This is a genomic window from Hyphomicrobium sp. (assembly GCF_041659645.1).
Taxonomy (GTDB): domain Bacteria; phylum Pseudomonadota; class Alphaproteobacteria; order Rhizobiales; family Hyphomicrobiaceae; genus Hyphomicrobium_B.
In genome coordinates this window covers 763986-789380 of the sequence record NZ_JBAZXX010000002.1, presented here as the reverse complement: position 1 = coordinate 789380, position 25395 = coordinate 763986, and the positions used below count along the sequence as shown (strand labels likewise).

General features: G+C 62.2%; 22 protein-coding genes. 15 read left to right on the top strand and 7 right to left on the bottom strand.

All coding sequences use genetic code 11. The features are described 5' to 3' along the window. Window positions 1-9: 9 nt before the first annotated feature. Together WC811_RS08745 and purD are read right to left on the bottom strand one after the other, a co-directional pair. A complete protein-coding gene (locus tag WC811_RS08745; RefSeq protein ID WP_372643147.1) occupies window positions 10-990 on the bottom strand; it encodes a patatin-like phospholipase family protein in 981 nt (326 codons plus the stop codon). Between the two features lie 25 nt (window positions 991-1015). Next, window positions 1016-2293 carry a phosphoribosylamine--glycine ligase gene (purD, locus tag WC811_RS08740; protein WP_372643145.1) on the bottom strand — a complete coding sequence of 426 codons (1278 nt, stop codon included), beginning with the start codon at window positions 2291-2293 and terminating at the stop codon, window positions 1016-1018. A 93-nt stretch (window positions 2294-2386) separates the two neighbouring features. Here purD and xseA point away from each other — a divergent pair, with 93 nt between their 5' ends. Both xseA and WC811_RS08730 read left to right on the top strand, forming a co-directional pair. Then, window positions 2387-3865, top strand: a complete 1479-nt coding sequence (gene xseA / locus WC811_RS08735) for an exodeoxyribonuclease VII large subunit (RefSeq protein ID WP_372643143.1) — start codon at window positions 2387-2389, stop codon at window positions 3863-3865. A gap of 95 nt (window positions 3866-3960) precedes the next feature. Further along, window positions 3961-4206 (top strand): DUF2093 domain-containing protein, encoded by a 246-nt coding sequence (locus WC811_RS08730; RefSeq protein ID WP_372643141.1) that lies wholly within the window; start codon window positions 3961-3963, stop codon window positions 4204-4206. An 18-nt stretch (window positions 4207-4224) separates the two neighbouring features. On the opposite strand, the gene lpxK is transcribed toward WC811_RS08730, so the two are convergent. Together lpxK and WC811_RS08720 are read right to left on the bottom strand one after the other, a co-directional pair. Further along, entirely contained in the window at window positions 4225-5250 is a 1026-nt protein-coding gene (lpxK, locus tag WC811_RS08725; RefSeq protein WP_372643138.1) for a tetraacyldisaccharide 4'-kinase, read from the bottom strand. Between the two features lie 3 nt (window positions 5251-5253). Beyond that, window positions 5254-7257 carry a glycosyltransferase N-terminal domain-containing protein gene (locus WC811_RS08720; RefSeq protein ID WP_372643135.1) on the bottom strand — a complete coding sequence of 668 codons (2004 nt, stop codon included), beginning with the start codon at window positions 7255-7257 and terminating at the stop codon, window positions 5254-5256. 214 nt (window positions 7258-7471) lie between these two features. Between WC811_RS08720 and WC811_RS08715 the strand changes: the two genes are divergently transcribed. Beyond that, window positions 7472-8212 carry a tyrosine-protein phosphatase gene (locus WC811_RS08715; protein ID WP_372643132.1) on the top strand — a complete coding sequence of 247 codons (741 nt, stop codon included), beginning with the start codon at window positions 7472-7474 and terminating at the stop codon, window positions 8210-8212. 22 nt (window positions 8213-8234) lie between these two features. Here the strand turns inward: WC811_RS08715 and WC811_RS08710 are convergent, their stop codons facing one another. The 3 genes from WC811_RS08710 to ubiA all read right to left on the bottom strand — a co-directional run bounded on the left by WC811_RS08710 (window position 8235) and on the right by ubiA (window position 11546). Then, entirely contained in the window at window positions 8235-10037 is a 1803-nt protein-coding gene (locus WC811_RS08710; protein ID WP_372643129.1) for an ABC transporter ATP-binding protein, read from the bottom strand. Beyond that, a complete protein-coding gene (locus tag WC811_RS08705; RefSeq protein WP_372643127.1) occupies window positions 10034-10309 on the bottom strand; it encodes a DUF4170 domain-containing protein in 276 nt (91 codons plus the stop codon). Before WC811_RS08705 ends, WC811_RS08710 begins: the two co-directional genes overlap by 4 nt. A gap of 274 nt (window positions 10310-10583) precedes the next feature. After that, window positions 10584-11546 carry a 4-hydroxybenzoate octaprenyltransferase gene (gene ubiA / locus WC811_RS08700; RefSeq protein ID WP_372643723.1) on the bottom strand — a complete coding sequence of 321 codons (963 nt, stop codon included), beginning with the start codon at window positions 11544-11546 and terminating at the stop codon, window positions 10584-10586. A 147-nt stretch (window positions 11547-11693) separates the two neighbouring features. On the opposite strand from ubiA, the gene WC811_RS08695 reads away from it, so the two are divergent. The 12 genes from WC811_RS08695 to hisG all read left to right on the top strand — a co-directional run bounded on the left by WC811_RS08695 (window position 11694) and on the right by hisG (window position 25394). Further along, window positions 11694-12440, top strand: a complete 747-nt coding sequence (locus WC811_RS08695) for a 16S rRNA (uracil(1498)-N(3))-methyltransferase (RefSeq protein ID WP_372643124.1) — start codon at window positions 11694-11696, stop codon at window positions 12438-12440. A gap of 105 nt (window positions 12441-12545) precedes the next feature. Beyond that, window positions 12546-13928 carry a glutamate--cysteine ligase gene (locus tag WC811_RS08690; protein WP_372643122.1) on the top strand — a complete coding sequence of 461 codons (1383 nt, stop codon included), beginning with the start codon at window positions 12546-12548 and terminating at the stop codon, window positions 13926-13928. 126 nt (window positions 13929-14054) lie between these two features. Further along, window positions 14055-14474 (top strand): hypothetical protein, encoded by a 420-nt coding sequence (locus tag WC811_RS08685; protein WP_372643120.1) that lies wholly within the window; start codon window positions 14055-14057, stop codon window positions 14472-14474. A 177-nt stretch (window positions 14475-14651) separates the two neighbouring features. After that, entirely contained in the window at window positions 14652-16124 is a 1473-nt protein-coding gene (locus tag WC811_RS08680; protein ID WP_372643117.1) for an FAD-binding oxidoreductase, read from the top strand. A 13-nt stretch (window positions 16125-16137) separates the two neighbouring features. Then, window positions 16138-17361 carry an FAD-binding protein gene (locus WC811_RS08675; protein WP_372643115.1) on the top strand — a complete coding sequence of 408 codons (1224 nt, stop codon included), beginning with the start codon at window positions 16138-16140 and terminating at the stop codon, window positions 17359-17361. Between the two features lie 26 nt (window positions 17362-17387). Next, complete coding sequence (glcF, locus tag WC811_RS08670; RefSeq protein ID WP_372643113.1) at window positions 17388-18752, top strand: glycolate oxidase subunit GlcF; 1365 nt, start codon at window positions 17388-17390, stop codon at window positions 18750-18752. Beyond that, on the top strand, window positions 18749-19795 hold the full coding sequence (gene cobT, locus WC811_RS08665; protein WP_372643111.1) for a nicotinate-nucleotide--dimethylbenzimidazole phosphoribosyltransferase: 1047 nt from the start codon (window positions 18749-18751) through the stop codon (window positions 19793-19795). The genes glcF and cobT overlap by 4 nt, the downstream gene beginning before the upstream one ends. Then, window positions 19792-20559, top strand: a complete 768-nt coding sequence (cobS, locus tag WC811_RS08660) for an adenosylcobinamide-GDP ribazoletransferase (RefSeq protein WP_372643108.1) — start codon at window positions 19792-19794, stop codon at window positions 20557-20559. Before cobT ends, cobS begins: the two co-directional genes overlap by 4 nt. A gap of 149 nt (window positions 20560-20708) precedes the next feature. Next, window positions 20709-21899, top strand: coding sequence for a GNAT family N-acetyltransferase (locus tag WC811_RS08655; RefSeq protein WP_372643106.1), 1191 nt, complete (start codon window positions 20709-20711; stop codon window positions 21897-21899). Between the two features lie 140 nt (window positions 21900-22039). Beyond that, the gene (hisS, locus tag WC811_RS08650; protein ID WP_372643103.1) at window positions 22040-23494 is read left to right on the top strand and encodes a histidine--tRNA ligase; all 1455 of its coding nucleotides are present in this window, start codon (window positions 22040-22042) and stop codon (window positions 23492-23494) included. A 2-nt stretch (window positions 23495-23496) separates the two neighbouring features. After that, window positions 23497-24675, top strand: a complete 1179-nt coding sequence (locus tag WC811_RS08645; RefSeq protein WP_372643101.1) for an ATP phosphoribosyltransferase regulatory subunit — start codon at window positions 23497-23499, stop codon at window positions 24673-24675. Further along, entirely contained in the window at window positions 24672-25394 is a 723-nt protein-coding gene (gene hisG, locus WC811_RS08640) for an ATP phosphoribosyltransferase (RefSeq protein ID WP_372643099.1), read from the top strand. Before WC811_RS08645 ends, hisG begins: the two co-directional genes overlap by 4 nt. The last annotated feature ends 1 nt before the right edge of the window (window position 25395 follow it).

The window sequence follows — 25395 nt, the reverse complement described above, 5'->3', positions numbered from 1 at the left end:
CTGCTCCGTCTACCGCTCATTGAGCGACCTCGGAAGCAACCGGCGCTTCTTTCGCTTCGGCGCCGCGATGACAGGTTGCGCTTTCGGCTCTTCGATCACCGGCAGCGTTTCGACTGACAAAATACGCAAAAGCTGCTGCTTCAAACGATCTTTCGCGGGTTCGGCAGCGGCCAGGATGTCATCGTACTTCAAGAAATCGAGCACCTGAAACTGGCTCGTCCCTGAATAGATCAGGATATCCGGTTGCCGGGCCTTGAGCTTTTCCTTGATGATCGTCCGCTCAAAGAGAAACGCGCTCGAAAACAGTGCCGAGAATGCCGTCGGGCCAACGCGCTTCGGATCAGGCACCGGCGCGCCCGAGACGTCGACAGCGACGACAATATCCGTTTCGGGCAGCAGCAGGTCGAACGGCAGCGGATTCGTCAGGCCGCCATCGATCAGCGCGTGGCCTTCGAAGATCACGGGCTGAAAGATCACTGGCAGTGCCATGCTGGCGGCGACGGCGGGCCGTAGCAGACCTTCAGTGAAAACCTTTGGCTCCTGATCGTAAAAATCCGAAGCCACGATCTTCAGCGGAATTTCGCAGTCAGCGAATGTTTCCTTCGTATTTGCAGGCAAAATCATGTCGAGCATGGCAAGCGGATCGAGAAGCGCATTGCGCGCGCCGAAGAGGCCGAACAGCCGCGAAAACGGCTGCGCGGTCTTGGCAAAGAGATCGCGGATCAATCCGAGCCGCTGCGAAAGAATATAGCGCGTATGCTCGCGCAGATCGCGCCCCGAGATCCCCGAAGCGTAAGCGGCGCCGAAAATCGCGCCAATTGACGTTCCCGCGATGACGTTCGGTTTGATGCCAAGCTCATCGAACGCTTCGAGCATCGCGATATGAGCGAGGCCGCGCGCGCCGCCGCCCCCAAGCGCCAAACCGATCGTCGGCTTTCGTGCCGGGAGTTTACCGTTCGCCGAAGGGATTTCGGGTCTCTGTTCCGCCATGCGCTCCGCTGTCCGATGACCCTGCCTAACTTTCGGCGCGCTCGAGCGCGCGCCAGCCGATGTCTTTCCGGTAAAATCCGCCGGGCCAGTCGATCTTGGCGATGGCCGTATAGGCCGCGTCCCGCGCCTCGCGCACTGTTCTACCGCGTCCCGTGACGTTCAACACTCGGCCACCATCGGAAATGATGCGATCCCCCTCGCGCCGCGTCCCGGCATGGAAAATCTCGACATTCGGGACCGCCTTTGCAAGGTCGAGACCTTTGATTTCGGTGCCCTTCTCCGGCGTTCCGGGATAGCCGTTCGCCGCCATGACGACCGTCAGCGCGGCATCCTCCCTCCAGCGTATGTCGAAGTTGGCAAGCACACCGTCCGTCGTCGCGAGCAACGCCGCGAGCAAATCCGACTTGAGGCGCATCATCAGCACCTGCGTTTCCGGATCGCCAAAGCGCACATTGTACTCAATCAGCTTCGGCCCCGTCGCGGTGATCATCAGCCCCGCAAACAGCACACCCTTGAACGGCGTGCCGCGCGCCGCCATTTCCTTGACCGTCGGAAGAATGATTTCCGTCATGACGCGCTCCGTCATCTCGGCGGTCATGATCGGGGCAGGTGAATAGGCACCCATGCCGCCGGTGTTCGGTCCGGTGTCGCCATCGCCGACGCGCTTGTGGTCCTGCGCGGACGCGAGCGCCAGCGCCGTGACGCCATCGCAGAGCGCGAAGAAACTTGCTTCTTCGCCGACGAGAAATTCCTCGATGACGATTTCGGCTCCAGCCGATCCGAAGGCGCCCGAGAGACACGCTTCGACCGCCGCGTCGGCATCCGCCCGCGTCTCCGCGATGATGACGCCTTTGCCCGCAGCCAGTCCATCCGCCTTGACGACGATGGGGACGCTCTGCGACGCGAGATACGTTTTCGCGGCGGCGAGATCCATGAAACGGCCATAAGCCGCTGTCGGTATGTTGGCCGTCCGGCAAAGATCTTTGGTGAAGCCCTTTGAACCTTCAAGCTTCGCCGCATTTTTTGTCGGGCCGAAAGCGCGGATGCCCGAGTCTTCAAGCGCGTCGCTCAGTCCAGCGACGAGGGGCGCTTCCGGTCCGATCACGACAAGCGCGATGCGCTCGTCGCGGCAGAATTGGATGATGCTATCGTGATCAGCAAGATCGAGAGGAATGCATTGAGCAACCTCGGCAATACCTGCGTTGCCCGGTGCGCAGAAAAGCCTCGTCAACAGAGGGCTCGCGCTCAAAGCCCAGGCGAGCGCATGCTCGCGGCCGCCGGAGCCGAGGAGTAAGACATTCATAAGGTCGCCTGTTGCAATCCGGTTCTCAGTGTAGCATCCCCGTGTAGCATCGACCGCCAAACAAGCAAGACCACGCACGAGAACAGTAAACTCTTGAATTCCATTCCAAACACCCGCGACGACCGTCCCGGCGCAAATGCCCCGGAATTCTCGGTGTCCGAGCTTTCGGGCGCCATCAAGCGCGCGCTTGAGGAGGGTTTCGGTTACGTCCGCCTGAAGGGCGAGATATCCGGCTATCGTGGTCCGCACGCCTCCGGCCATTGCTATTTCGCCCTGAAAGACGACAAGGCGAAGATCGAGGCGGTGGTCTGGAAGGGCACGTTCGGCCGGCTGCGCTTCAAGCCCGAAGAGGGCATGGAAGTGATCGCTCAGGGAAAAATTACGACCTTTCCCGGCTCATCGAAATACCAGATCGTTATCGAAGCCCTGGAGCCCGCCGGCGCGGGCGCGTTGATGGCGCTGCTCGAAGAACGCAAACGCAAGTTCGCGGCCGAGGGCTTGTTCGACGACGAACGAAAGAAGCCGCGCCCGTTCCTGCCGAAAGTCGTCGGCATTATCACGTCGCCGACCGGCGCCGTTATCCGCGACATGCTCCACGGCTTCAACGAACGCTATCCGACGCGCGTCCTGCTTTGGCCGGTGCGTGTGCAAGGCGAGGGAAGCGCCGCCGAAGTCGCGGCTGCGATCCGTGGTTTCAACGCGCTCGAAGCTGGCGGCAAAATTCCGCGCCCTGACATTCTCATCGTCGCCCGTGGCGGCGGCAGCCTTGAAGACCTCTGGGGTTTCAACGAGGAGATCGTGGTCCGCGCCGCCGCTGAGAGCGCCATTCCGTTGATCTCCGCCGTCGGCCATGAAACCGATTGGACGTTGATCGATCTCGTCGCCGACGCCCGCGCTCCCACACCGACAAAAGCCGCCGAATGGGCGGTCCCGAAATATTCCGAGCTGATCGAGTCCGTTGAAAAGCTAATGCTGCGCAAGCGAACGGCCGTTCGTCGTGCGCTCGAAAGCGCCCGCACGCATCTCAAGGCCTCGGCGCGCGGATTGCCGAAGCTGCAGGATCTCGTTGCCCTGCCTCGCCAGCGTTTCGATGCGGCCGACCGCCGCCTGTCGCGTGCGCTTCTTGCCAATACGCGCGTCCATGCAACCCGTCTCGCGCGCGTCAGCGGACGCCTCACTCCGGCTCCTATACTTCAGAAGCATTCCAGATCCGCCGAGCGGCTTCAGGTCCTGGAGCGCCGCGCCGGCCGCGCGTTGCTCAATCGTATCGCTGTCAGCCGCCGCGTTCTCGACGGCAAGGCCGACTTGCTCAAGTCATTGGGTTATCAAAGCGTTCTTTCGCGCGGTTTTGCTTTGGTCCGTGGCGAAACCGGGCAAACGATCCGCCATGCGGCTTCTGTTGTCGCGGGCGACGTGATGAACATCGAATTCTCGGACGGCAGGATCGCGGCGACTGCGAATGGCCCCGATAGCTCAGGCGGCAAGTCGGATGTGCCAAAACCGGAACAACGCGCGGATAAGACGCCGCGACAAAAGTCTCGTGGGCGAGGCGGACAAGGCTCACTATTTTAAACAGCTTGAGGTAGATTATAAGTTCGCGTCCGGCCGTATCGTCAGATCACCGATGATCAGGGTTGGTAAAAGTGTAGAGTTCGGCTCGGAAACTGATGAATCGCATCGAGAAATTTTTTGGCCTGCGCAACGAAGCCCGAATTCGCTATCTGGACGGCGAATTCGAAGTCCTGTCGCCCGGCGATTTTGTCCGTTGCGCCGTTACTGGCCAGCCGATCACGCTGCCGGATCTGCGTTACTGGAGCGTCGACGCGCAAGAAGCCTATTCGTCGGCGGAAATTTCAGCACAGCGCTACCTTGAGCTGAAAGCCAAGGAACAGAACGAAGCCCAACGGAGCTAGTTCTCTGTTGCGGAAGCACTAACGCGAAAGCACGCGACGGAGCGCCGATCGCAGCGCGTCGAGGCCGTCACCTTCGATTATCGTCTCGATCGCCAGCGTTTCCGAACGCTTTTTGAGATCGGCGCAAAAGCCGGATCGTCCCGAAAGCCGCGCGATGTCCTTTTCCGTCGTCACCAGCGTCGCGCCCAATCGATTCGCCCGTTCCAAAAGCTCACGTGCTTCCGCCTCGCTGAACGGGTGATGGTCCGCGAACGCTTCACACCGAAGGATGTTCGCGCCAGCCTCCGCAAGCGTCGCAAAAAACCGATCCGGATTGGCGATCCCGGCAAAAGCCAACACCCTCTTGCCCCGAAAGCGCGATCCGTCCATCGCCCGTGTACTGGCCAATACGACGGGAGCATCCGTCAGCTGACGGATCGTCTTGGCCGCGAGCGTCTCACGTAGCTGTTGCCGGTTGGTAATGACGATTAATTGCGCGAGCCTCATCTGCACCTCGATCGGTGCCCGCAACGGCCCAGCAGGAATGACATGCCCGTTGCCCAATCCACGCATCGCATCGACGACCGCGATAGAAAGATCTTTCGCAAGCGCTGGATTTTGCAGCCCGTCGTCCATGATGATGACGGCGCTCTTCGGCGCCCAGGCTTCGATCGCTTCGGCCCCCTTGCGCCGATCGCGTGCGATGACGGTCGGAAAGGCGCGCGCAAGCAGCAAGGGTTCGTCGCCGACATCGCTTGCTTCGTGGCGGGCGAGATCGACGCGCGCCGGCCCTTCGAGCTTGCCGCCATAGCCGCGCGAAAGAAACCACGGTTCCCGCCCATCTTCGGCGACGAGCTTTCCGAGCAGCAGCGCCAGCGGCGTTTTCCCCGAGCCGCCCGCCGTGAAATTACCGACGCAGATCACCGGCAACGTCGAGCGATAAGGCTTGGCATTCAAAATGCGCCGGCTCGCAATCACCCCGAACAGCGCCGCGACGGGCGAAAGAAGTACCGCTTGCCAAGCCCCCCTCCGCCCATACCACCAACTGGGTTCGGATACGGGCACGGCTCAAGCTCGCTGCTTTTCGAGAAGCGGCAGGATGGCCCCGAGGGTCGTCTGGAGAGCGCCGCCGAGTGATTGCAACGCCGTATCGGCGCCCTGACGCATGTGCTCCGCCGCTTGCCGATCTTGAAGCAGTCGCGTCACCTGCCGGGCAATGTCGTCCGACGAACGGACTTCGATCGCGCCGCCTTCGCGGAAAAGCGCGCCGTAGGCGTCGCGAAAATTGTGGATGAACGGACCGGTCAGAACGCAGGAACCGAGCCGCACCGCTTCGATTGGATTTTGCCCGCCATGCTCGACCAGAGATCCGCCGATGAGAGCGACCGGCGCGAGAGAATAGAAAGTGCCAAGTTCCCCAATCGTATCGGCGACGTAGATTTCGGTATCGGTTTCGGGCGCCGACGATTTGGTCCGGAGCTGCGTTTTCAATCCCAGTCCGCCGAGCGTCGCCGCGAGCCCGCTGCCGCGTTCGGGATGCCGTGGCACAATGATCGTCAGTAGGCCCTCGACTTCGCGCCGCATAAGCGAATGCGCCGCCGCGATAACCGTATCTTCGCCCGGATGCGTGCTCGCCGCGAGGAATACCGGGCGCTGGCCAACGGCGGTCCGCAGCAACGCCAGAGTATCCGCATCAACGGGCGGCGGAGGTGCATCGATCTTGAGATTCCCTGCCGTGATGACATTCGGCGCGCCGAGCCATTTGATCGCGCGCGCGATCTGCTGATTCTGCGCCAGCACGGCGGCGAATCGGGAAAACAGCGGCCGCCCTATGCCCGCGTATTTCCGCCAGCGGCGGATGCTACGTGGCGACATGCGCGCGTTGACGAGCACGAGCGGAATGCGCCGCTCCGCCGTCCCGAGAATGAGATTGGGCCAGATATCGGATTCGGTGAAGATCGCGAGCGAAGGCTGCCAATGGTCGAGAAAACGCTTCACATACTGCGGGACATCGAGCGGCACGTACTGATGCACCGCTTGCGGCGGCAGCCGTTGAGCCGCGATCTCCGCCGATGTTTTCGTGCCCGTTGTCAGAAGAATATGCACATAGGGGTTCGCTCTGAGGATACTTCCGATCAGAGGCAGGATGGCATTGGTTTCGCCGACGCTGGCGGCGTGCATCCAAACGACCTGGCCCTCCGGTCGTGGCCTGCCCGCGAAACCGAGGCGCTCACCGCGACGGCTCGGATCTTCCTTGCCCTGATGTCCACGCATATTGAGCAGCACCGGCACCGCCGGTCGGAGAGCGGCGGTGGCAAGGCGATAGGTCTTGAGGGCAAACCCCGGCGCTGGGGGCGTCTCTGCTGCAAGGACGTCGAGCGGCGTTGCTCGTGACATATCGGCCCCGGCGAGTTCGTAGGCTCGGATGGTTGCGGCGTTGAGCACAGTCTCAAGTTCAAGCCGCTTGGATTCCAACACGTCCTCGCTCGCCTCGCGCGGAACGAAGATGGGGTCGCCGGCGACGGCCGCGAACCGCGAATACGGCAAGTTGATCGTCAGCCTGCTCCACGTATCGAAGGATACGAAGCGGCTCGTCGCGAGTGCGACGGGCACAATCGGCCGCCCCGACATGCGTGCGATCGCGATGATGCCGGAGCCCGCGACGCGCGCCGGTCCGGGCGGCACGTCGGCGGTCATCACCAGCGACGATCCCTTGGCGAGGGCCTGCAGCGACGATCTGAGCGCCGATGCGCCGCCTCGGTCGCGCTTGCGCCAACCGGCTCCGGCCCCGCGGATCAGTTCGACGTCGATCGCCCGCATGGTTTCGCTGATCAGTTCCGCGTCGTCGTGCTTTGCGACCATTGCGGCAATTTTGGCGTTTTCCGGCCGCAGCGTGGCGACCATCATGAACTGGCCGTGCCAGCAAGCCGCGATGCAGGGGTGGGCGTCGCGCAGCCGGTCCATAAGGTCCGGCGGCTCATGGATCACTTTCGAGGAATCAGCTACCAGCCGGATGATACGCGCGGCGGTTTGTCCGCTCACACGCATAAGCTTGTTCTTGAATGTGGCCATGCGAACGGAAGATGCCTTAAACTGTGAGTATGCAGAAGGCCGAACGCCCGTGCGCTTCGACCCCCTTGCGGCACTTTGCTATAGCGAATAACTAGCAAGTTCAATCACGACGCGGCGCGGTGCTTTATGAACGAACATGAACGCCAAAGCCGCTATCAATGAGGCCGTTAGCAGAAGGGCTACCCGCTATTCGGGAGCATCGAGACAACTCCTGATGGCAAGCCTCCTCAAGCAGGCAAAACGCGGACTGCGGCGCACGAGCGGCGCACTTTTGCACAACGCAGTGCATGCGTCTCCGCCCTGGATGCGTTCGCGATTCGCGCCGGGCCTCTGTTACGCCGAGATGCTGTTCATCGATTACGGCATCGTCCGCACCGTTTATAACAACCGCCACCGCGTTTCCAAGGACGTCTGGCGCTCCGCTCAACCGGCGCCCCACCAGATCACCTGGGCAGCGAAGCACGGCATCAGAACGGTCGTGAACCTGCGCGGCGCCGAGCAGACGTTCGGAACGCGCTGGCTTGAGCAGCAGGCCTGCGACCGGCATGGAATTGTCCTCGCAGACCTCAGGTTACGGTCGCGCGCCGCGCCGACCCGTGCCGAATTTCAGTCGATCAAAGACCTTCTTGAAAAGGTCGAATTCCCCATTCTCGTCCACTGCAAGTCGGGCGCCGATCGTGCCGGTCTGATGAGCGTCATGGTCCGCCATCTGCATGACGGAGTGCCGATCCGCGAGGCGATCGATCAGCTGTCGCTTCGTTATGGGCATGTCCGGAGCGCCGATACCGGAGTGATTGATGCGGTCTTCGATCGTTACCTCGAAGCCGAAGCGCAGACGGGCATCGGCTTCTGGGAATGGGTCCAGACCGTCTACGATCCGCGCGAAGTGAGCAAAACCTTCAAGGCCCGCGGCTGGGCCAACCGGCTGGTCAACGGCATCCTCCACAGAGAATAGAAAAGTCCGGGACGTCGCGCCCTCAGTTGATGACCGTCGCCTGCGGTCCGTGCGCTGACCGGCTGAGCCGAGCATAAGAGCCGTTGCGCGTAATCAGATCCGAATGGCTGCCGCGCTCGACGATGCGCCCGCTCTCCATCACGCAAATGATGTCGGCGTTTTGTACCGTCGAAAGCCGGTGCGCGATGACGAGCGTCGTCCGCGTCTGCGTGAACTTCGCCAGCGCCTCCTGAACGAGCTGCTCGCTTTCATTGTCGAGAGCGCTGGTGGCTTCGTCGAGCAACAGGATCGGCGCATTCTTCAGGATGGCCCGTGCGAGTGCGACGCGCTGACGTTGCCCTCCCGAAAGCCGGCTGCCGCGATCTCCGATGACGGTCTTGTAGCCGTCGGGAAGGGCCAGGATGAAGTCGTGCGCGGCCGCGGCCTTCGCCGCTTCGATGATATCGGCATCGCTGGCGCCGAGCCGGCCGAGCGCGATGTTGCCTTCGATGCTGTCGTCGAAAAGCGTGATGTCCTGACTGACAATCGCAATCTGATCGCGTAGCGACTTGAGACTGACGTCCCTGATGTCCTGGCCGTCGATCAGGATTTGCCCCTCGGTCGCATCGAATAGCCTCGGCACGAGATTGATGATCGTCGATTTTCCGGCGCCCGAACGTCCGACGAGCGCGACGGTCGATCCGCCCGGAACGTCGAGCGTGAATTCATGCACCGCGCGCTCTTCCGACGTCTTGTCGTAGGCGAACGATACGCTGCGAAACGTGATTTTCCCGTCTGAAATCGTGAGTTTCTCCGCGCCCGGCTTGTCGGTGATCGCCGGCAGTTCGTCGATCAGACCGTAGAAGCTTTCCGCCGCCGCGAGCCCTTCCTGCAGCCGGCCCGCGAGATTTCCGAGCGCGCGAATGGGCTGCGACGCCATCAGCAGCGCGGTCACAAACCCCATGAAGTCGCCGACCGTCGAAATGCCATGCGAAATGCGCAGATACGCGAACCCGACGACGCCTGCGATGGCAATTCCGCCGAGCACTTCCAGGATCGGGTCCATCCGCGCGCGCGTCGTGACCGACTTCATCCGTAGCGTGTAAATTTGCTCGAAGCTCTTATCGAGGCGGTCGGCAGCGTAGTTCTCGAGCTGAAACGATTTGATCAGCCGGGCTCCCGAAAGCTTCTCCGCGAGCAGCGAGGTCATGTCGCCGAGACCGCTTTGCGTCTGCTTAGCGACGCGGCGAAGGCGTTGGCTGATCGATGCGACGGGAATGGCCGCAAGCGGATAGACGCCGAGAACGATGAGCGTCATCGCCCAGTCGAGATAGAGCATCGCAATCACGAGCGCGATGACCGAGAACGTATCGCGGAAGATCGAGTTGAGCGCCGCCGTCATGGCCGCTTGCACGAAGCCGATATCGTTCGTGAGCCGCGACATCAGCCGCCCGGGCGTCTCGCGCGAAAGCCGCGCAAAGTCAGCGTTGATGAGGTGCCGGAAAGCAACCTTCTGCATGTCCGACGTCATGCGGAGAATGAAGCGGTTCGTGGCGACGGCTTGCAGAAAGAGCAGCACGGCGCGCGCTAGAGTGATCCCGATGATCGCCATGAGGACATATGGCAGCGCTCCAGGCTTTCCGCCCATGAGCAGGTCGAACGATTTCTTGATGACGCCGGGATAGCCGCCCGTTACGGCCGCGAGACATGTCGTGAGAAAAAGGGTCCAGCCTAGCTGCGTTCGCCGCGGCAACACCCAATCGCGGAAGAACCGGACCAGCATCGCCCGCGAGGCAGCATCAAGCCGGAGCCGTGGCTTCTTGTCTTTCTTCGGAAGATCCGTCACGTCGCGGATGTTGTCTGCGCAGGTTTGAGGGCGCCGGGTTCGAGCAGCCTGTGCAAATGCACTACGAAATAGCGCACCATGGCGTTGTCGACGGAGCGCTGGGCGGCGTTTTTCCAGGCGGCGTACGCGGACTGATAGTCCGGGAAGATGCCCACGATATCCAGGCTGTCGGAATCTCGGAATTCGTGGCTGTCGAGCGATTTCAGTTCGCCACCAAACACGAGATGCAGGAGCTGAGGTGCGGACTCAGGCGAAGATGCGGACTTGGACATGGACGGTTGTCGGCTCCCGAAAGGTGGCTACGCGCGATACCCCAAAAGACCGCCTCGGCCGGTAGCCGTCAACGGCTCAAACCGTCCTCTCGGCACCGATGATGCCATGCGGTCAAGATAAGCATTTGTTTACGCTATTTTTTAAGCCGATCGGAAGAAAATTCTGTCACCATCACAATCAAAGCCCGTCCAAAAAGGCCCGAAAAGTCAACAGTGAGACCGAATAGCGCGGCGCGAGATGTCCCTCTCGCGCCGTTCTATTGTCCGGGATGGCTCAGCTTAGTCCCGCGAACCACGACAGTGCCATATCCGCGACCAGTCCCGCAAGAAGTGCGAGTCCTACGTCGCGGTTCGATTTGAAGCGCCAGAGGCAATTCGCCGAGTCTTTCGTGTCGAGCGTCGAGACCTGCCAGGACATCTGCAGGAAGACCAGCACCACCGCCAGGAAATAGACGAGGTGCGCGCCCGCGAGCGCCCCTGCGATCAGCCACATGACACCGGCGAGGCCGTACATCCCGCCGACGAAGGAAACCGTGTCATCGCCGAATTTCAGGGCCGTCGAACCGAGCCCGAGCAGGGCGTCGTCTTCCTTGTCCTGGTGCGCGTAAATCGTGTCGTAGCCGACCGTCCAGAAGACGCAGCCCGCGTAGAGCGCGAGCGCCGGTAGGCCGATCGATCCCTGGATCGCCGCCCATCCGACGAGGGCGCCCCAATTGAATGCCAGTCCGAGAACTACCTGCGGGTAGGAGGTCACGCGTTTCGCGAACGGATAAATGGCGACAATCAAAAGTGATGCAATCGCCAGCCAGATCGTGAAGCTGTTGAAATTGAGAAGAACGGCAAGGCCGACGAGCGCCATTGCCACGACGAACCCGATGGCGGCCCGCGGCGAAATTTGTCCCGACGGCAGCGGCCGGCCCGCCGTGCGCTGAACGCGCGCGTCGATATCCCGGTCGACGTAATCGTTATAGGCGCAGCCCGAAGCCCGCATGGCCAATGCGCCGATAGCGAAGAGCGCCATGGTGAAGAGGTCGGGATAGTGATCGCCGGTGTTTACCTGCGCGAGCGCCTGCGACCACCAGCACGGGAAAAGCAACAGCCACGTGCCGATAGGACGATCGAAGCGGCCGAGCCTGAGATACGGCTGCCACGACGCCGGTGCCCACCGGTCGACCCAATTCGACGGCGATGCATCGACAACAGTTGCTAAGGGCTTGGGCGAAATCTCGGCACCCATCGACAAAGTACGTTTCTCCATGCGCTGCCACAAAGACCTATCCGGGCCGCCTGTTCGACGCAACCAGGGCGTCCCAATGGGATGAATTTGGGGGATGAATTCTAGTGATGAATTTGACTGTCGGCGCGGCTTCGATAAGACCGGACGATGGCCATTCGAGATTTGACCTCTGAGCGACTGTTTATCGACGACCAGCTCGATGCCGGGCGGCGCGTCCAGCTGACGCCGCCGCAGGCCCACTACTTGACCGCCGTTCTGCGGCTGAAGCCCGGAGCCGGGCTTCTGGTCTTCAACGGCCGCGATGGCGAATGGGTTGCGACGCTGGCCGAGACGCATAAGCGCGGCGCCGCCCTGACGATCGACTCCCAAGCGCGGCCCCAGGCAACGGGCCCCGACCTCGACTATCTGTTCGCCCCCCTGAAGCGGTCGCGGCTCGACTACATGGTCCAGAAGGCGACCGAAATGGGCGTCGCCCGGCTGCGTCCCGTCATCACCGAGCGGACAATTGCCGAGAGGGTTAACAGCGAGCGTATGCGCGCCAATGTCATCGAGGCAGCCGAGCAGTGCGGCGTTCTCCGCGTGCCCGCCGTCGAGCCGCCCGTCAAACTTGATGACGCCCTGGACCGCTGGGACCCGCTGCGCCGCATCATCTATTGTGACGAAGAGGATCAGGGAACCGATCCCATTGCCGTGTTGGAAAAGCTTTCTCCAGGGCCGCTGGCGGTCCTCGTTGGACCGGAAGGTGGCTTTTCGCCACGCGAGCGCGGGCGTCTCGTCGGCAAGACATTCGTGGTCCCCCTGTCGCTCGGCCCCAGAATCATGCGCGCCGACACCGCGGCGGTCGCCGTTCTGGCCCTTGTCAACGCGACGCTCGGCGATTGGCGCCGCAACTGATGCCGCCGCGCGCGGGCCTATTGCCGTTCCCGTCGCGCCTCGCCATAAGGCTGAGGCCGCGGGCACTGTCTCGCGCCGGGAATATGGAAGGCTAGGCGCTCGGGCATGTCGACACGGGAACAAGGTGCTGCAAGCGCGACCATCGAGACGCGCGAGGATCTCGTGCGCTGGATCGCGGCGGGCGAGAAGCCGAAAGCCGATTGGCGCATCGGCACTGAGCACGAGAAATTCGTCTTCCGCACCGTAACTCTGGAGCCCGTGCCCTATGGCGGCACGGACGGCATCCGCGCCCTGATGGAAGAATTGATTCGCCGCTATGGTTGGGTCGCCATCACGGAAGGCGATAACGTCATCGCCCTGAAACGTCCCGAGGGCGAGAAGGGTGGCAACATCAGCCTCGAGCCCGGTGGCCAGTTCGAGCTTTCGGGCGAGCCGCTCGAAACCCTCCATGAAACGGCCGCCGAAACGGACGAGCATCTCCGCGAAGTTCTCGACGTCGGCGAAGATCTCGCGATCGGCTTTCTCGGAGTCGGGTTCTCGCCGAAATGGCGTCTCGACCAGATCCCGCAGATGCCGAAGAAACGCTATCAGGTGATGACACACTACATGCCGACGGTCGGTAGCCACGGCCTCGACATGATGTACCGCACCGCGACGATCCAGGTGAATCTCGACTTCTCCTCCGAAGCCGACATGGTCAAGAAGCTTCGCGTATCGCTGGCCCTTCAGCCTATCGCCACCGCGTTGTTTGCATCGTCCCCCTTTACCGAAGGCAAGCCAAACGGCTTTCAATCGATGCGCAGCGCCGTCTGGCTCGATACCGACAAGCGCCGCACTGGGATGCTCCCCTTCGCCTTCGAGGATGGCATGGGATATGAGCGCTACGTCGATTATGCGCTCGATGTGCCGATGTACTTCGTCTATCGCGACGGCAACTACATCGACGTCGCCGGATCGTCGTTCCGCGATTTCATGATGGGCCGGCTTAAGGGTTTCGAAGGACAGCTCCCGACGATCGATGACTGGGCCGATCATCTCACCACCCTTTTTCCGGAAGTCCGCCTCAAGCGCTTTCTGGAAATGCGTGGCGCCGACGGCGGGCGCTGGGGCACGATCACCGCTCTACCCGCCTTCTGGACTGGCATTCTTTACGACGAAGATGCGCTCGATCAGGCCTGGAATTTGGTCCGCGACTGGACCGAGGAAGAACGCGAGGGCCTGCGCGCCGTCGTCCCGAAGTCCGCGCTCGCAACGCCGTTTCGTTCCGAGACCGTAAGGACGCTCGCTCGTCGGGTGCTGCGCATTTCGCGCCAGGGCCTCAAGAACCGGCACCGCATCAACGCGAAGAATCAGGACGAAACGATATATCTCGCCTCGCTCGAGAAAATCGCCGGCAATGGCCGGACGATTTCCGACGAATTGCTCCGGCATTATTTGGGGGGGTGGCAAAGCAATATTGATCATATTTTCGAGGAGTTTGCGTTCTGACGGCCACCCCGTTCCGGACGCGCTTTCGCCCTTGGTTCAGCCCATGTTCATGGTCTCATCACTAGCCTCCCCCGTTTGCTTAGGCTCAACCGCCCAGCACGAAGTCCGGGAATGAGGAGGCGGTACGTGTCTCAGGCCGCATTGGCATCGATGAAGTCGGGATGGGTGGTCGTCCTGGCCGCGCTGATCCTCTTCGCCTCTCCGACCGGCCCGGCCAAAGCCGATCCCTGCGCCGACGCCTGCCGTGGCCAGCACAACGCCTGTCGCATGGCCGCCAAACTCTTGTATCCCGCACGCTGCGACGCCCAATTGCAGGGCTGCATCAGCCAGTGTTTTGCTGCCGCCCGGTTTAATCGGGGTGCGCGGGAAGACCGCGAGCCGCGCGAGTTCCGTGACCGCGACCATCGCGGCCCTCCTTTGGAAGGGCGTGGTCCACCCGACATGCGCGGGCCGCCTGAGCGAGGCCCCCCACGCGATTTCCGCGATTTCCGCAACCAGGGAGGTCCGCGTTGGCTCGGCGGCCCTCCGCGTTGGCGGCGCTACTGAAGAAAAAGCACCCTGCGGTCTCGATCGCGCGCTCATATTGCCCGGCGCGGTCGCGCGTGCGAGGATGCTTAACGCCATCGAGCGGCAGCGTATCGACTTCGGACAAGATCGTCGCTTACGCCTAGGACTCCGGAATCGAAACAGCCGACATGATTTTTGGTTTGGAGACAAAAGACGATGCCGCATATCGAGCTGCCTGAGCCCGATGCCGGCGTCATCCGGCGGCTACCGATCTTGATTGAAGGCCTGAAGGCCCGCGTCGGCAAGGATCTCCTAATTCTCGACGAGGAGGGCCGGCGCGCCTACGAAACCGATGCCTTCACGTCATACCGGCGCGTGCCGATGCTCGTCGTGCTGCCCCGCACGACGGACGAAGTTTCGAAGATCCTGAAATTCTGCCACGAGAACGACGTCAAGGTCATCCCGCGCGGCGCCGGCACCTCACTTTGCGGCGGCTCGCTGCCGACCGAAGACTCGATTGTTCTCTGCGTCTCGAAGATGAATCGCGTCATCGAGATCGACTACACAAACCGAATTGCGCGGGTCGAAGCTGGTATCACAAACCTGCAGATTACGGCCCAGGTATCGAAGGCAGGTTTCTTCTACGCGCCCGATCCCTCGTCCCAGCTCGCGTGCTCGCTCGCGGGCAATATCGCGATGAATTCGGGCGGCGCTCATTGTCTCAAATACGGCGTCACGACGCACAACGTGCTTGGCGTCAAAATGGTTCTGATTGACGGCACCATCACCGAAATCGGCGGTTCCTCGCTGGAGCGCAACGGCTACGATCTGTTAAGTTATGTCATAGGCTCGGAAGGCCAGCTCGGCGTCATCACCGAAGCGACGGTGAAGCTCGTGCCGTCGCCGGAAGGCGCGCGCCCGATGATGATCGGCTTCCGCTCGCCCGAAGCGGCGGGGAGCTGTGTTTCCGCGATCATAGCAGCGGGCATCATTCCCGTCGCCATCGAGTACATGGACCACGCGGCCATCGAGGTCTGCGAGGCCTTCGCCGGTGCGGGCTATCCGCTCGATGTCGAGGCCCTGCTCATCGTCGAGGTCGAAGGCTCCGAGAGCGAAATCGGCATTCTGCTCGGCCGCGTTGCCGAAATCGCCGCCCGCTTCGATCCGAAAACGGTGAAGATCAGCGCCGACCCCGATCAGAGCGCGCGCATCTGGGCCGGTCGCAAAGCTGCGTTCGGCGCCATCGGCCGTATTTCCGATTACCTCTGCATGGACGGCACGATCCCGTTGGCGCAGCTTCCGCACGCCCTGACGAGAATCAGCCAGCTCTGCGCCGAGCATGATCTGAAGGTCGCGAATATCTTCCACGCAGGCGACGGCAATCTCCATCCCTTGATCTTGTACGACGCCAACAGCCCCGAAGAGGCCGAACGTGCCGAGATTGTCGGCGAAGCGATCCTTCGGCTTTGCGTCGAACTCGGCGGCTGTCTAACGGGCGAGCACGGCGTCGGCATCGAAAAGCGCGAGTTGATGTCGACGCAATTCTCCGACACCGATCTGATGGTCCAGATGCGCATCAAATCCGTCTTCGATCCGACGTGGCGCCTCAATCAGGCGAAGGTCTTCCCGCTCGCCATCACGCACGTCATGCGCGCCGGAAACGCCGCGAGCACGCCCGAGGCCGCCTAGGAGATATCAGCCCGTGAGCGAACTTTGGCGTCCCGCCGCCGAGTGGGAATTGCAGTCGATGATCGCCAAGCTCGTGCGCGAGAAGCGCGGCATCGAGGTCGTGGGCCACGGCGCCTTGCGCAACACCGGACGCGTCGCGAAATCCGACGTCGTACTGACGACGTCCGGCCTCAAGGGCATCACGCTCTATGAGCCGACGGAGCTGGTGATGTCGGCGCGTGCGGGCACGCCGCTTTACGAAATCGAAGCCGTCCTCGCCGCACGCGGGCAGATGCTGGCATTCGAGCCGGTCGATCTCGGACCCGCGACAGGCGCGCCCGGCGGCGCACTGTCCATCGGCGGCGTCTTCGCGACGAACTTTTCCGGTTCCCGCCGCATCTCGGCCGGTAGCGCGCGCGACAATCTCCTCGGTGTTCGCGCCATCAACGGCCGCGCCGAGCTTTTCAAGTCCGGCGGCCGCGTGATGAAGAACGTCACCGGCATCGATGTCGCGCGTGGCCTGACCGGAAGCTGGGGCACGCTCGCGATCATGACGGAGGTGACGTTCAAGGTCGCGCCGATTCCGCAAACCACGCAAACGCTAGCCTTCACCGGCCTGCCAGACGATCTCGCCATCGAAGCACTCAACGTCGCGATGAATACGCCGCTGGAAGTTTCGGGCGCGGTCCATGTACCGCGCAATTGCGCCGTCCGCTTGCGAACACCGAAATTCAAAGGCATCGATCAGTCGCTGACGCTTCTGCGGCTCGAAACCTTCTCGGCCGCCATAGATGAGCGCAAGGCGAAGCTGAAAGCGGCGCTGAAGGTCTATGGCAAGCCGATCGAACTCGATTCCGAAGAGAGTTTCGGCCTCTGGAGCGAGTTCCGCTCGCTGTCTATCATGCCGTTCTCGACCGATACGAGCCTGTGGCGCATCTCGACCTTGCCCACAAAAGCCGCCGAGATTGTTTTGGCCATCCAGAAATTCATGCCATCCGTCGCCTTCTACGATTGGTCGGGCGGCATGATATGGCTCGAAGTTCCCGCTGCCGCGGATGCTGGCGCCGCCGACGTGCGCCGCGCGGTCGCCGTTCGCGGCGGTCACGCGACATTGATCCGGGCCGAACCCGAAGTGCGGAGCAACGTCGACGTGTTTGAACCTTTGAAGCCCGAGATCGAACGATTGACACGCGGCATCAAGTCAGCGTTCGATCCCTCCGGGCTTTTCAATCGTGGGCGCATGTACGCCAATTTCTAGACACGCGAGCCCGGCAGTCAGGCGCAATGCAAACCAATTTCACGGCAGAACAGCTCAACGATCCGGACGTGAAGGAAGCCGAGCGCATCCTTCGCCGCTGCGTCCACTGCGGCTTCTGCACCGCGACCTGTCCGACCTACGTCGTTCTGGGCGATGAGCGCGACAGCCCGCGTGGGCGCATCTACGCGATCAAGGACATGCTTGAGAAAGGCCTCGATGCGAAGCCCGAGGTCTCGACCCACATCGATCGTTGTCTTTCGTGTTTTTCGTGCATGACGACATGCCCGTCGGGCGTCGACTACATGCATCTCGTCGAGATCGCGAGAAAGCACATCGAGAAGACCGGTCATCGCAGCCTGAAGGATCGCCTCATCCGCCGGGCACTCACGCAAATCGTGCCGTATCCCCGCCGCTTCCGGTTGGCGTTGAAAGCCGCCCCCCTCGGCCGCCGCATGGCGCCGACGTTGCGCGCGCTGAATTTTCCCGAACTCGCCGCGATGCTCGAACTCGCGCCACGACAGAAGCCGAACAGCGGCCGCTTCAAAGGTCCCGGCACGGCGTCCCCCACCGGTGTCCGCACCGGACGCGTGATCATGCTCGCAGGCTGCGCTCAGCAGGTGTTGCGGCCGGAAATCAACGACGCGACGATCCGTATTTTCGCGCGCGGCGGCATCGATGTGATCGTCTCGGCGGGGGCCGCGTGCTGCGGCGCCCTGAGCCAGCATATCGGGCATGAGGCGCAGGCGATCGCGGCCGCTAAGGTCAACGTCGATGCTTGGAGCAAGGAAATCGACAAAGGTGGCGTCGATGCCATCATCATCAACACGTCCGGGTGCGGCACGACCGTCAAGGATTACGGCCATCTCCTGAAGCACGAACCCGACTACGCCAAGCGCGCGAAAGACATTTCCGCGATGGCGAAGGACGTCACCGAATTCCTCGACCAGTACGACATTGGTGCCCCGAAGCGCTGGTCGAGCCTCAAAGTCGCCTATCACTCCGCCTGCTCGCTGCAGCACGGCCAGCGCGTAACGTCGCAACCAAAATCGCTTTTGAAAAAGGCCGGATTTACCGTACTCGACGTACCCGAAGCGCATCTTTGTTGCGGTTCGGCCGGCATCTACAATATTGTGCAGCCCGAGATCGCGGGCGCCCTGAGAGATCGCAAGGCCGGTCACATCAAGTCGCTCAAGCCCGACGTTGTTGCCGCCGGCAATATCGGTTGCATCACGCAGCTCGGAACCGCGCTTGAAGTCCCGGTGGTGCACACGATCGAACTTCTCGATTGGGCGCACGGTGGCCCGGTTCCGCCGGGCCTCGAAACGCTCGAACAGTATTCCACCGACGTCCCGCAGCCGAAGAACAGTGTTGAGGATTATATCGGCGCATGATCACCGTACCCGAAGTGACCAAATCCCGCGCGTTGCTGAGCGATCAGCTCAAAGCACGTATCCGCGGCAAGGCGAAGCCCATCGGATCGCTCGGGCGGCTTGAGGATCTGGCCGTCCAGATCGGCTTGATCGCCGGATCCACCAATCCCGATCTCGGGCAGGCAAAAATCGTCGTCTTTACCGGCGATCACGGCATCACGGCCGAAGGCGTGACGGCCTACCCGTCCGTCGTGTCGCGCGAGATCGCGAAGTTTGTTCTGGCGGGTTCCGCAGGCGTCAACGTCCTCGCACGCGCGGCCGGCGTCGGCGTCGAGCTTGTCGATGCCGGACTGCTCGAACCGTTGCCGCCGCATGAAGCGCTGACCGAGCGCCGCATCGGCAACGGCACCAAAAACGCGCGCCGCGAGCCTGCGATGTCGGCGGAAGAATGCGCTGCAGCGCTCGACGCGGGCCGCATCCTCGATGCTCGCCTCGGCTCCGAGAACATCGGTATCGTCGGCTACGGCGAAATCGGCATCGGCAACACAAGTTCGGCATCATTGATTGCGCACGCGCTGACGGGCCTCGACCTCAAAACGCTCGTCGGTCCCGGTGCCGGAGCGCCTGCCCTCGGCCTCGATCATAAATACGAGGTGCTGAAGGAAACGCTGGCCCGCGCCGCCATCGCGCCTTCGACCGAAGCCGGACGCACGTTCGAAGTTCTCCGCCAGTTCGGCGGCTTCGAAATTGTGATGATGGCAGGTGCGATGACGGCCGCCGCCGCCGCAGGCCGCGTGATTCTGGTCGACGGCTTCATCTCGACGGCTGGCGCGATTGCCGCTGAAGCCCTCTATCCCGGCACGCTCGATAACTGCGTCTTCGCCCATTGCTCGGCCGAGCCGGGCCACGCCGCCCTGCTGCACCACTTGCGCGTGAAGCCGCTGCTCGAACTTGAGATGCGATTGGGCGAGGGAACGGGCGCCGCGCTCGCAGTCCCCATTGTCCGCGCCGCCGAGTTGATGCTGCGCGAGATGGCGGATCTCCCGGGTGAACATCCCGTATGATCGCGCATGAGGTGCGATACTTCCTCATCGCACTGCAATTCCTGACGCGTGTCGGGATCAAGCCGATCGATCCTTTCCCCGACGATTGGCTACCGCGTTCGGCGAAATACATGCCGCTCGTCGGCGCGCTGATCGGTGCGGCGGTCGGCTTTGTCTTACTCATCTCGTCGGCAGTCTTTCCGGCGCCCGTGGCGATCGTCATTAGCCTGACCGTGTCGATCCTGCTCACTGGCGCGCTGCATGAGGACGGCCTGGCCGATACCGCCGATGCGTTCGGCGGCGGCGCGAGCCCCGAGCGCCGTCTCGAAATCATGAAGGACAGCCGTATCGGCACCTATGGTGCGCTGGCGCTCATCGCTGTCCTCGCGCTGAAGGCAACCTCACTCGCCGCGATCGGGCCCGTGTCCGTCGTCGGAGTGTTGATCGCAGCCTATGCTGGAGCCCGCCTCGCGGCCGTCTTGACTCTCGCGTTTCTCCCATATGCGGGTGGCGACAACGTCAAAGTCAGCCGCGCGCCGTCGCGCATGACGATGGTTGAACTCACCGTCGCCATTGCCACGAGTTTGGTCGTCGGATTTTGCGTTATGGACACCGCCGTCTTCATTGCCGCGACCATCGTCGCCGTCGTTGCGGCCGCCATCGTCGCACTGATCGCGCGGAGAAAGATCGGCGGCTATACCGGCGACGTGCTGGGTGCCATCGAGCAGGTCTACGAGGCGGCCTTTCTCGCATTCGCCGCCGCGATGATCGCCGGAGCAGGCTGAAATTAGCGCCAGCCAGACGCAGAACTGCCGAGCAAAATCAGCACGATGCAATCCGGCCTCATCAGTTTAAATGAATGTCGTTCAGAGCGGCGCAATCTCGCCGCGATGCAGGCAGACAGTTTGTTTGCAACGCCAAGAGTGTATCGTGTATGGCGACGGCGGAAACGGGGACCGGTGCTCATTTGGGCGCCGAAGAGAAAAAAGCGCGGACGGCACCGTCTCGCGGCACCCGCTTCATTACCGAAATCTTCGACGGCGCCGATGAAGCGTTGGCGGCACTCGACGTCATTCAAAAAGACGTCGTCTCGACCGGCTTCCAGACACCCGATTGGCTGACCGTCCTTTACGAGGAATTGGCCTCCTCACATAACGCTTTTCCGCGCCTCGTCGTCGTGACGGACGGCGAAAGCGGCGAGGTCGTCCTGGCGCTTCCGCTTGCCGTCACGAAAGAGGGCTCGCTGCGGATCGCAAGCTTCGCCGATTGCGGCGTCTCCGATTACGGGGCGCCTGTCCTCGGACGCGAGCCGATGACGGACAATCGGCGCATTCGCGGCGTCTGGCGATCCGTGCGAACCGCAATGCGCGACATCGATCTGATCCGTTTCGAGCGTATGCCCGTCGAGATCGGCGGCCGACCAAATCCTCTGTTGCACCTTTTTGGCAGCACACCGTCTCGCGCAACCGGCCATCGGCTGACGTTGCCCGGCAGCTTTGAAGAGTATTTGCAGAGCCTCGGCAAGAAATACCGCAAGGACCTCGAACGCTGCCACCGGCTCTGGGAAAAGGAGGAAAATCCGCGCCTCTACCGTGCCACGACGATGGACGAGATCGCCCACGTTTTTGCAACTTTGGAAGAGCAGCAGGCCGTTTGGCACGCATCCCGCGGAACCAAGGACATCCTCGCGCATCCGCCCAGCCGCGCATTTTATGAGCGGATGGCGATTGACGGCGCGGACGCCGGATTGACCGAGCTATTCGCGCTTGAAGCCAGCGGGGAGATCGTCGCCGCGCTTTTCGGCCTCGTCCACGACGGCACGTTTACGCTGCTGCGCATCTCGACCGGCGGCGAGAAATGGAGCAACCTTTCTCCAGGGCGTCTCGCCGTGATCGAGGTTATGAAACACCTTGCTACGCGGGGAATCCGCTGCTTCGATATGGGCGTTAACTTCAATCCGCTGAAGCACGGATTTGGAACGGAAGAGATCCCTCTCTACGATCTCGTGGCCTCCCGTGATATCGCGGCGCTGCCCGCCATTCTGGTTCACGAACTCGTCGCTCAACTTCGTGCCAGCCGCCGCCTCCGCTCGGTCTTCAAAAAGGCGATGCCCGGTCTCGGCTGAACCGGGCGGCTGATTTTGGCGGGTTTTCGCCCGCCTTTCCTCATGCCGGGCGATCCGATATAAGGCGGGCTCGCGCGCCGGACGCCCGAAAGGTGTCTCGGCAACTTTTTTATTTACGCCCTGGTTCTCCGATCACCCGCATGTCCAAAGCAAACACCAATTCGCGCCCCGAAGCGCGCCTCGCGAAGGGCTTTCGCGACATCGAGGCGCCCGAGCTGAAGGCGCTCAACGACATGACCGGGAAGATCCGGGAAGTTTACGAGCGATACGGCTTCGAGGCGCTCGAAACGCCTGCGATCGAATATACGGATGCGCTCGGCAAATTCCTGCCGGACCAGGACCGGCCCAACGAAGGCGTCTTCTCGTTCCAGGATGAGGACGAGCAATGGATGAGCCTGCGCTACGATCTCACTGCGCCGCTCGCCCGCTACGTCGCGCAAAATTTCCAAAACCTGCCGAAGCCGTTCCGCCGCTACGCGTTCGGCAACGTCTACCGCAACGAGAAGCCCGGACCCGGCCGCTTCCGTCAGTTCATGCAGTTCGACGCCGATACCGTCGGCGCGGAAGGCATCACGGCCGACGCCGAGATGTGCATGCTCGCCGCCGACACGCTCGAAGCGCTCGGCGTGAAGCGCGGCGATTACCGGATTAAGGTCAGCAGTCGCAAGCTTCTTGATGGGCTTCTGAGCGCCGTCGGCCTCGACGGCGAAGACAATGCCGGCCGCCGTCTCACCATTCTTCGCGCAGTCGACAAGCTTGACCGCTTGGGGATTGAAGGCGTCGCGGCTTTGCTCGGCAAGGGGCGCAAGGACGAGAGCGGCGATTTCACCAAAGGCGCCGATTTGACCCCTGCGCAGACGATGGAAGTCATCGGTTTTCTCGAAAAGCCCATGGCGCAGAATGCCGACAATCCTGGCTTCAAATCCGGTGTCGATGATCTCCTGCTGCTCCAGAAAATCTGCGCCGCGGCCGGTTACGAGGAAGACCGCATCCGCCTCGACCAGACCGTCGTGCGCGGCCTCGAATACTACACCGGCCCGGTTTTCGAAGCCGAGCTGACGTTCGAAGTCAAAGGCGACGACGGCAAGCCCGTGCGCTTCGGGTCCGTCGGCGGCGGCGGACGATATGATGATCTCGTCGCCCGCTTCACCGGCGAGAAGGTGCCCGCGACCGGCTTCTCCATCGGCGTCTCGCGCCTGCAGGCCGCGCTCTCGCTGATCGGCGAAAAGAAAAGCCACGCTCTCGGCCCGGTCGTCGTTCTCGTCATGGATAAGTCCGAGATCGCCACCTATCAGAAAATGACGCAAGCGCTTCGCAACGCCGGCATCCGCGCCGAAATGTATCTCGGCTCGTCCGGCATGAAGGCGCAGATGAAATACGCCGACAAGCGCAACAGCCCCTGCGTCATCATCCAGGGTTCCGACGAGCGCGCGAAGGGCGAAGTCACGATCAAGGACCTGATCGAAGGCGCGAAAGCCGCCGCCGCAATCAAGGACAACAGGGAATGGAAGGAGGCGCGCCCGGCGCAGTTTGCCGTTTCGGAAGCGCACCTTATTCAAGAAGTTCACAACCTCATCAAGCGGCATCAGGAATAGCCATGACCGCTGAAACGACGCGGAGTCTCGAAGCGCTGGCGTCTCAGGCGCAGACGGTGATGTCGGTTTTCACCAAAGCCGGCTACGACGCCGTCGCGCCTGCGATCATCCAGCCCGCCGACGTCTTCCTCGACGTCATCGGCGAGAGTCTGCGCGCTCGAACCTATGTCTTCACCGATCAGGACGGCGCCGAGCTTTGCCTCCGTCCCGACATCACCGTGCCGACCTGCCGCCTGCACCTCGAACGCCACGCCGATCCGATGACACCCGCTCGCTATTGCTACAATGGACCGGCCTTTCGCTTTCAGCCGCAGGGCGCCGACGCCAGACATCCGCGCGAATTCCGCCAGACCGGCATCGAGCGTTTCGGCGACAAGTCGCGCGAAGTCGCCGAGGCAGAGACGGTCGCGATCATCATCAAGGCCATTGAAAAAACGGGCTTTAGAAGTTGGACGCTGCGTCTTGGCGACCTCGGCCTGTTTTCGAGTGTTCTCGATGCCGCGGGCATTTCGCCGAATTGGAAGAAGCGCCTCGACGATGCGTTCCTCCGTCCGCTTTCGTTTCGCGACGCCTTGAAAGGCTTCGCGACCGGCGTGCGTCCGGCGTCTTCGAACATTCCCGCAGAGGTTTTGTCGTCCGTCCGGCGCGATGACATGGAGGCGAGCGAAGCCGCCGTCGCGGTTTATCTCGAAGAGGAAGCCATCGAACTCATCGGCACCCGCACTCTTGCCGATATCACCGGGCACCTCATTGATATCGCCGAGGATCGCAACGAGGAGCCGCTCGACGGCCGCGCCATCGAACTGATCGAACGCTATATCAGCGTCTCGGGTCCGGCGATCACGGCAGGCGAGAAAATTTCGGCCCTCATCAAAAGCGCGCCGAACGGTTCCGGCTACGCTCTCGAAACCTACGATCGTCGGTTAGCGCTGCTCGCCAACGCCGGCATCGATCTCGACCGCGTGACGTTCTCCGCCGAGTTTGGCCGCACGCTCGCCTATTACACCGGGCTCGTGTTTGAAGTGAACGCGGCGGCGCTCGGCATGAAAAGTCCGATTGCAGGCGGCGGCCGTTACGACGGCTTGATGCGTGCCGCCGGGTCGGAGATGGACATTCCTGCCGTCGGCGCCGCCATTCACTCTGAACGTCTTCTCGCGGCATTGGCAGGCAAAGCGCCATGAGCAAGCTCACCCTCGCCATTCCCTCGAAGGGCCGTCTGATGGAACAGACGACGGACATGTTCGCGCGCGCGGGCCTTGTGGTCCGAAAAGTCGGGCACGTCCGCGGCTATCGCGGCGAGATCGACGGCTTACCCGGCGTCGACGTCGCGTATGTTTCGTCGAGCGAAATCGCAGAAGCCTTGAAGTCCGGCAGCGTCCACCTTGGGATTACCGGCGAAGATCTGATCCGCGAAAACATTTCCGACGCCGCCACGCGCATTCGTTTTCTGCAGAAGCTTGGCTTTGGATTTGCTGACGTCGTCGTCGCTGTGCCGACATGCTGGATCGACGTCTCTACCATTGCGGACCTCGAAGAGATCGCCCTTCCGTTTCGCCGCATTCACGGCCGTTGGCCGCGCGTCGCGACGAAATACGTCAATCAGACCCGGCGCTTCTTCGGAGAGAAAGGCTTCGGCGATTATCGCATCATCGAGAGCGCCGGCGCGACCGAAGGCGCTCCGTCATCCGGCATGGCCGAGTTGATCGTCGACATCACGACGACGGGAGAAACGCTGCGCGCCAACGGCTTGAAGATTCTCGACGACGGCGTGATCCTGAAATCGCAGGCCAACCTGTTCGCGACCAACGCCGCAACCTGGACGCCGGAGCACGAAGCGCTCTGCGCCCAACTCGCCAGCAAGTTGTCGAACTCTCTGCCGGCGAAAGCGTCGGCGCGATAGA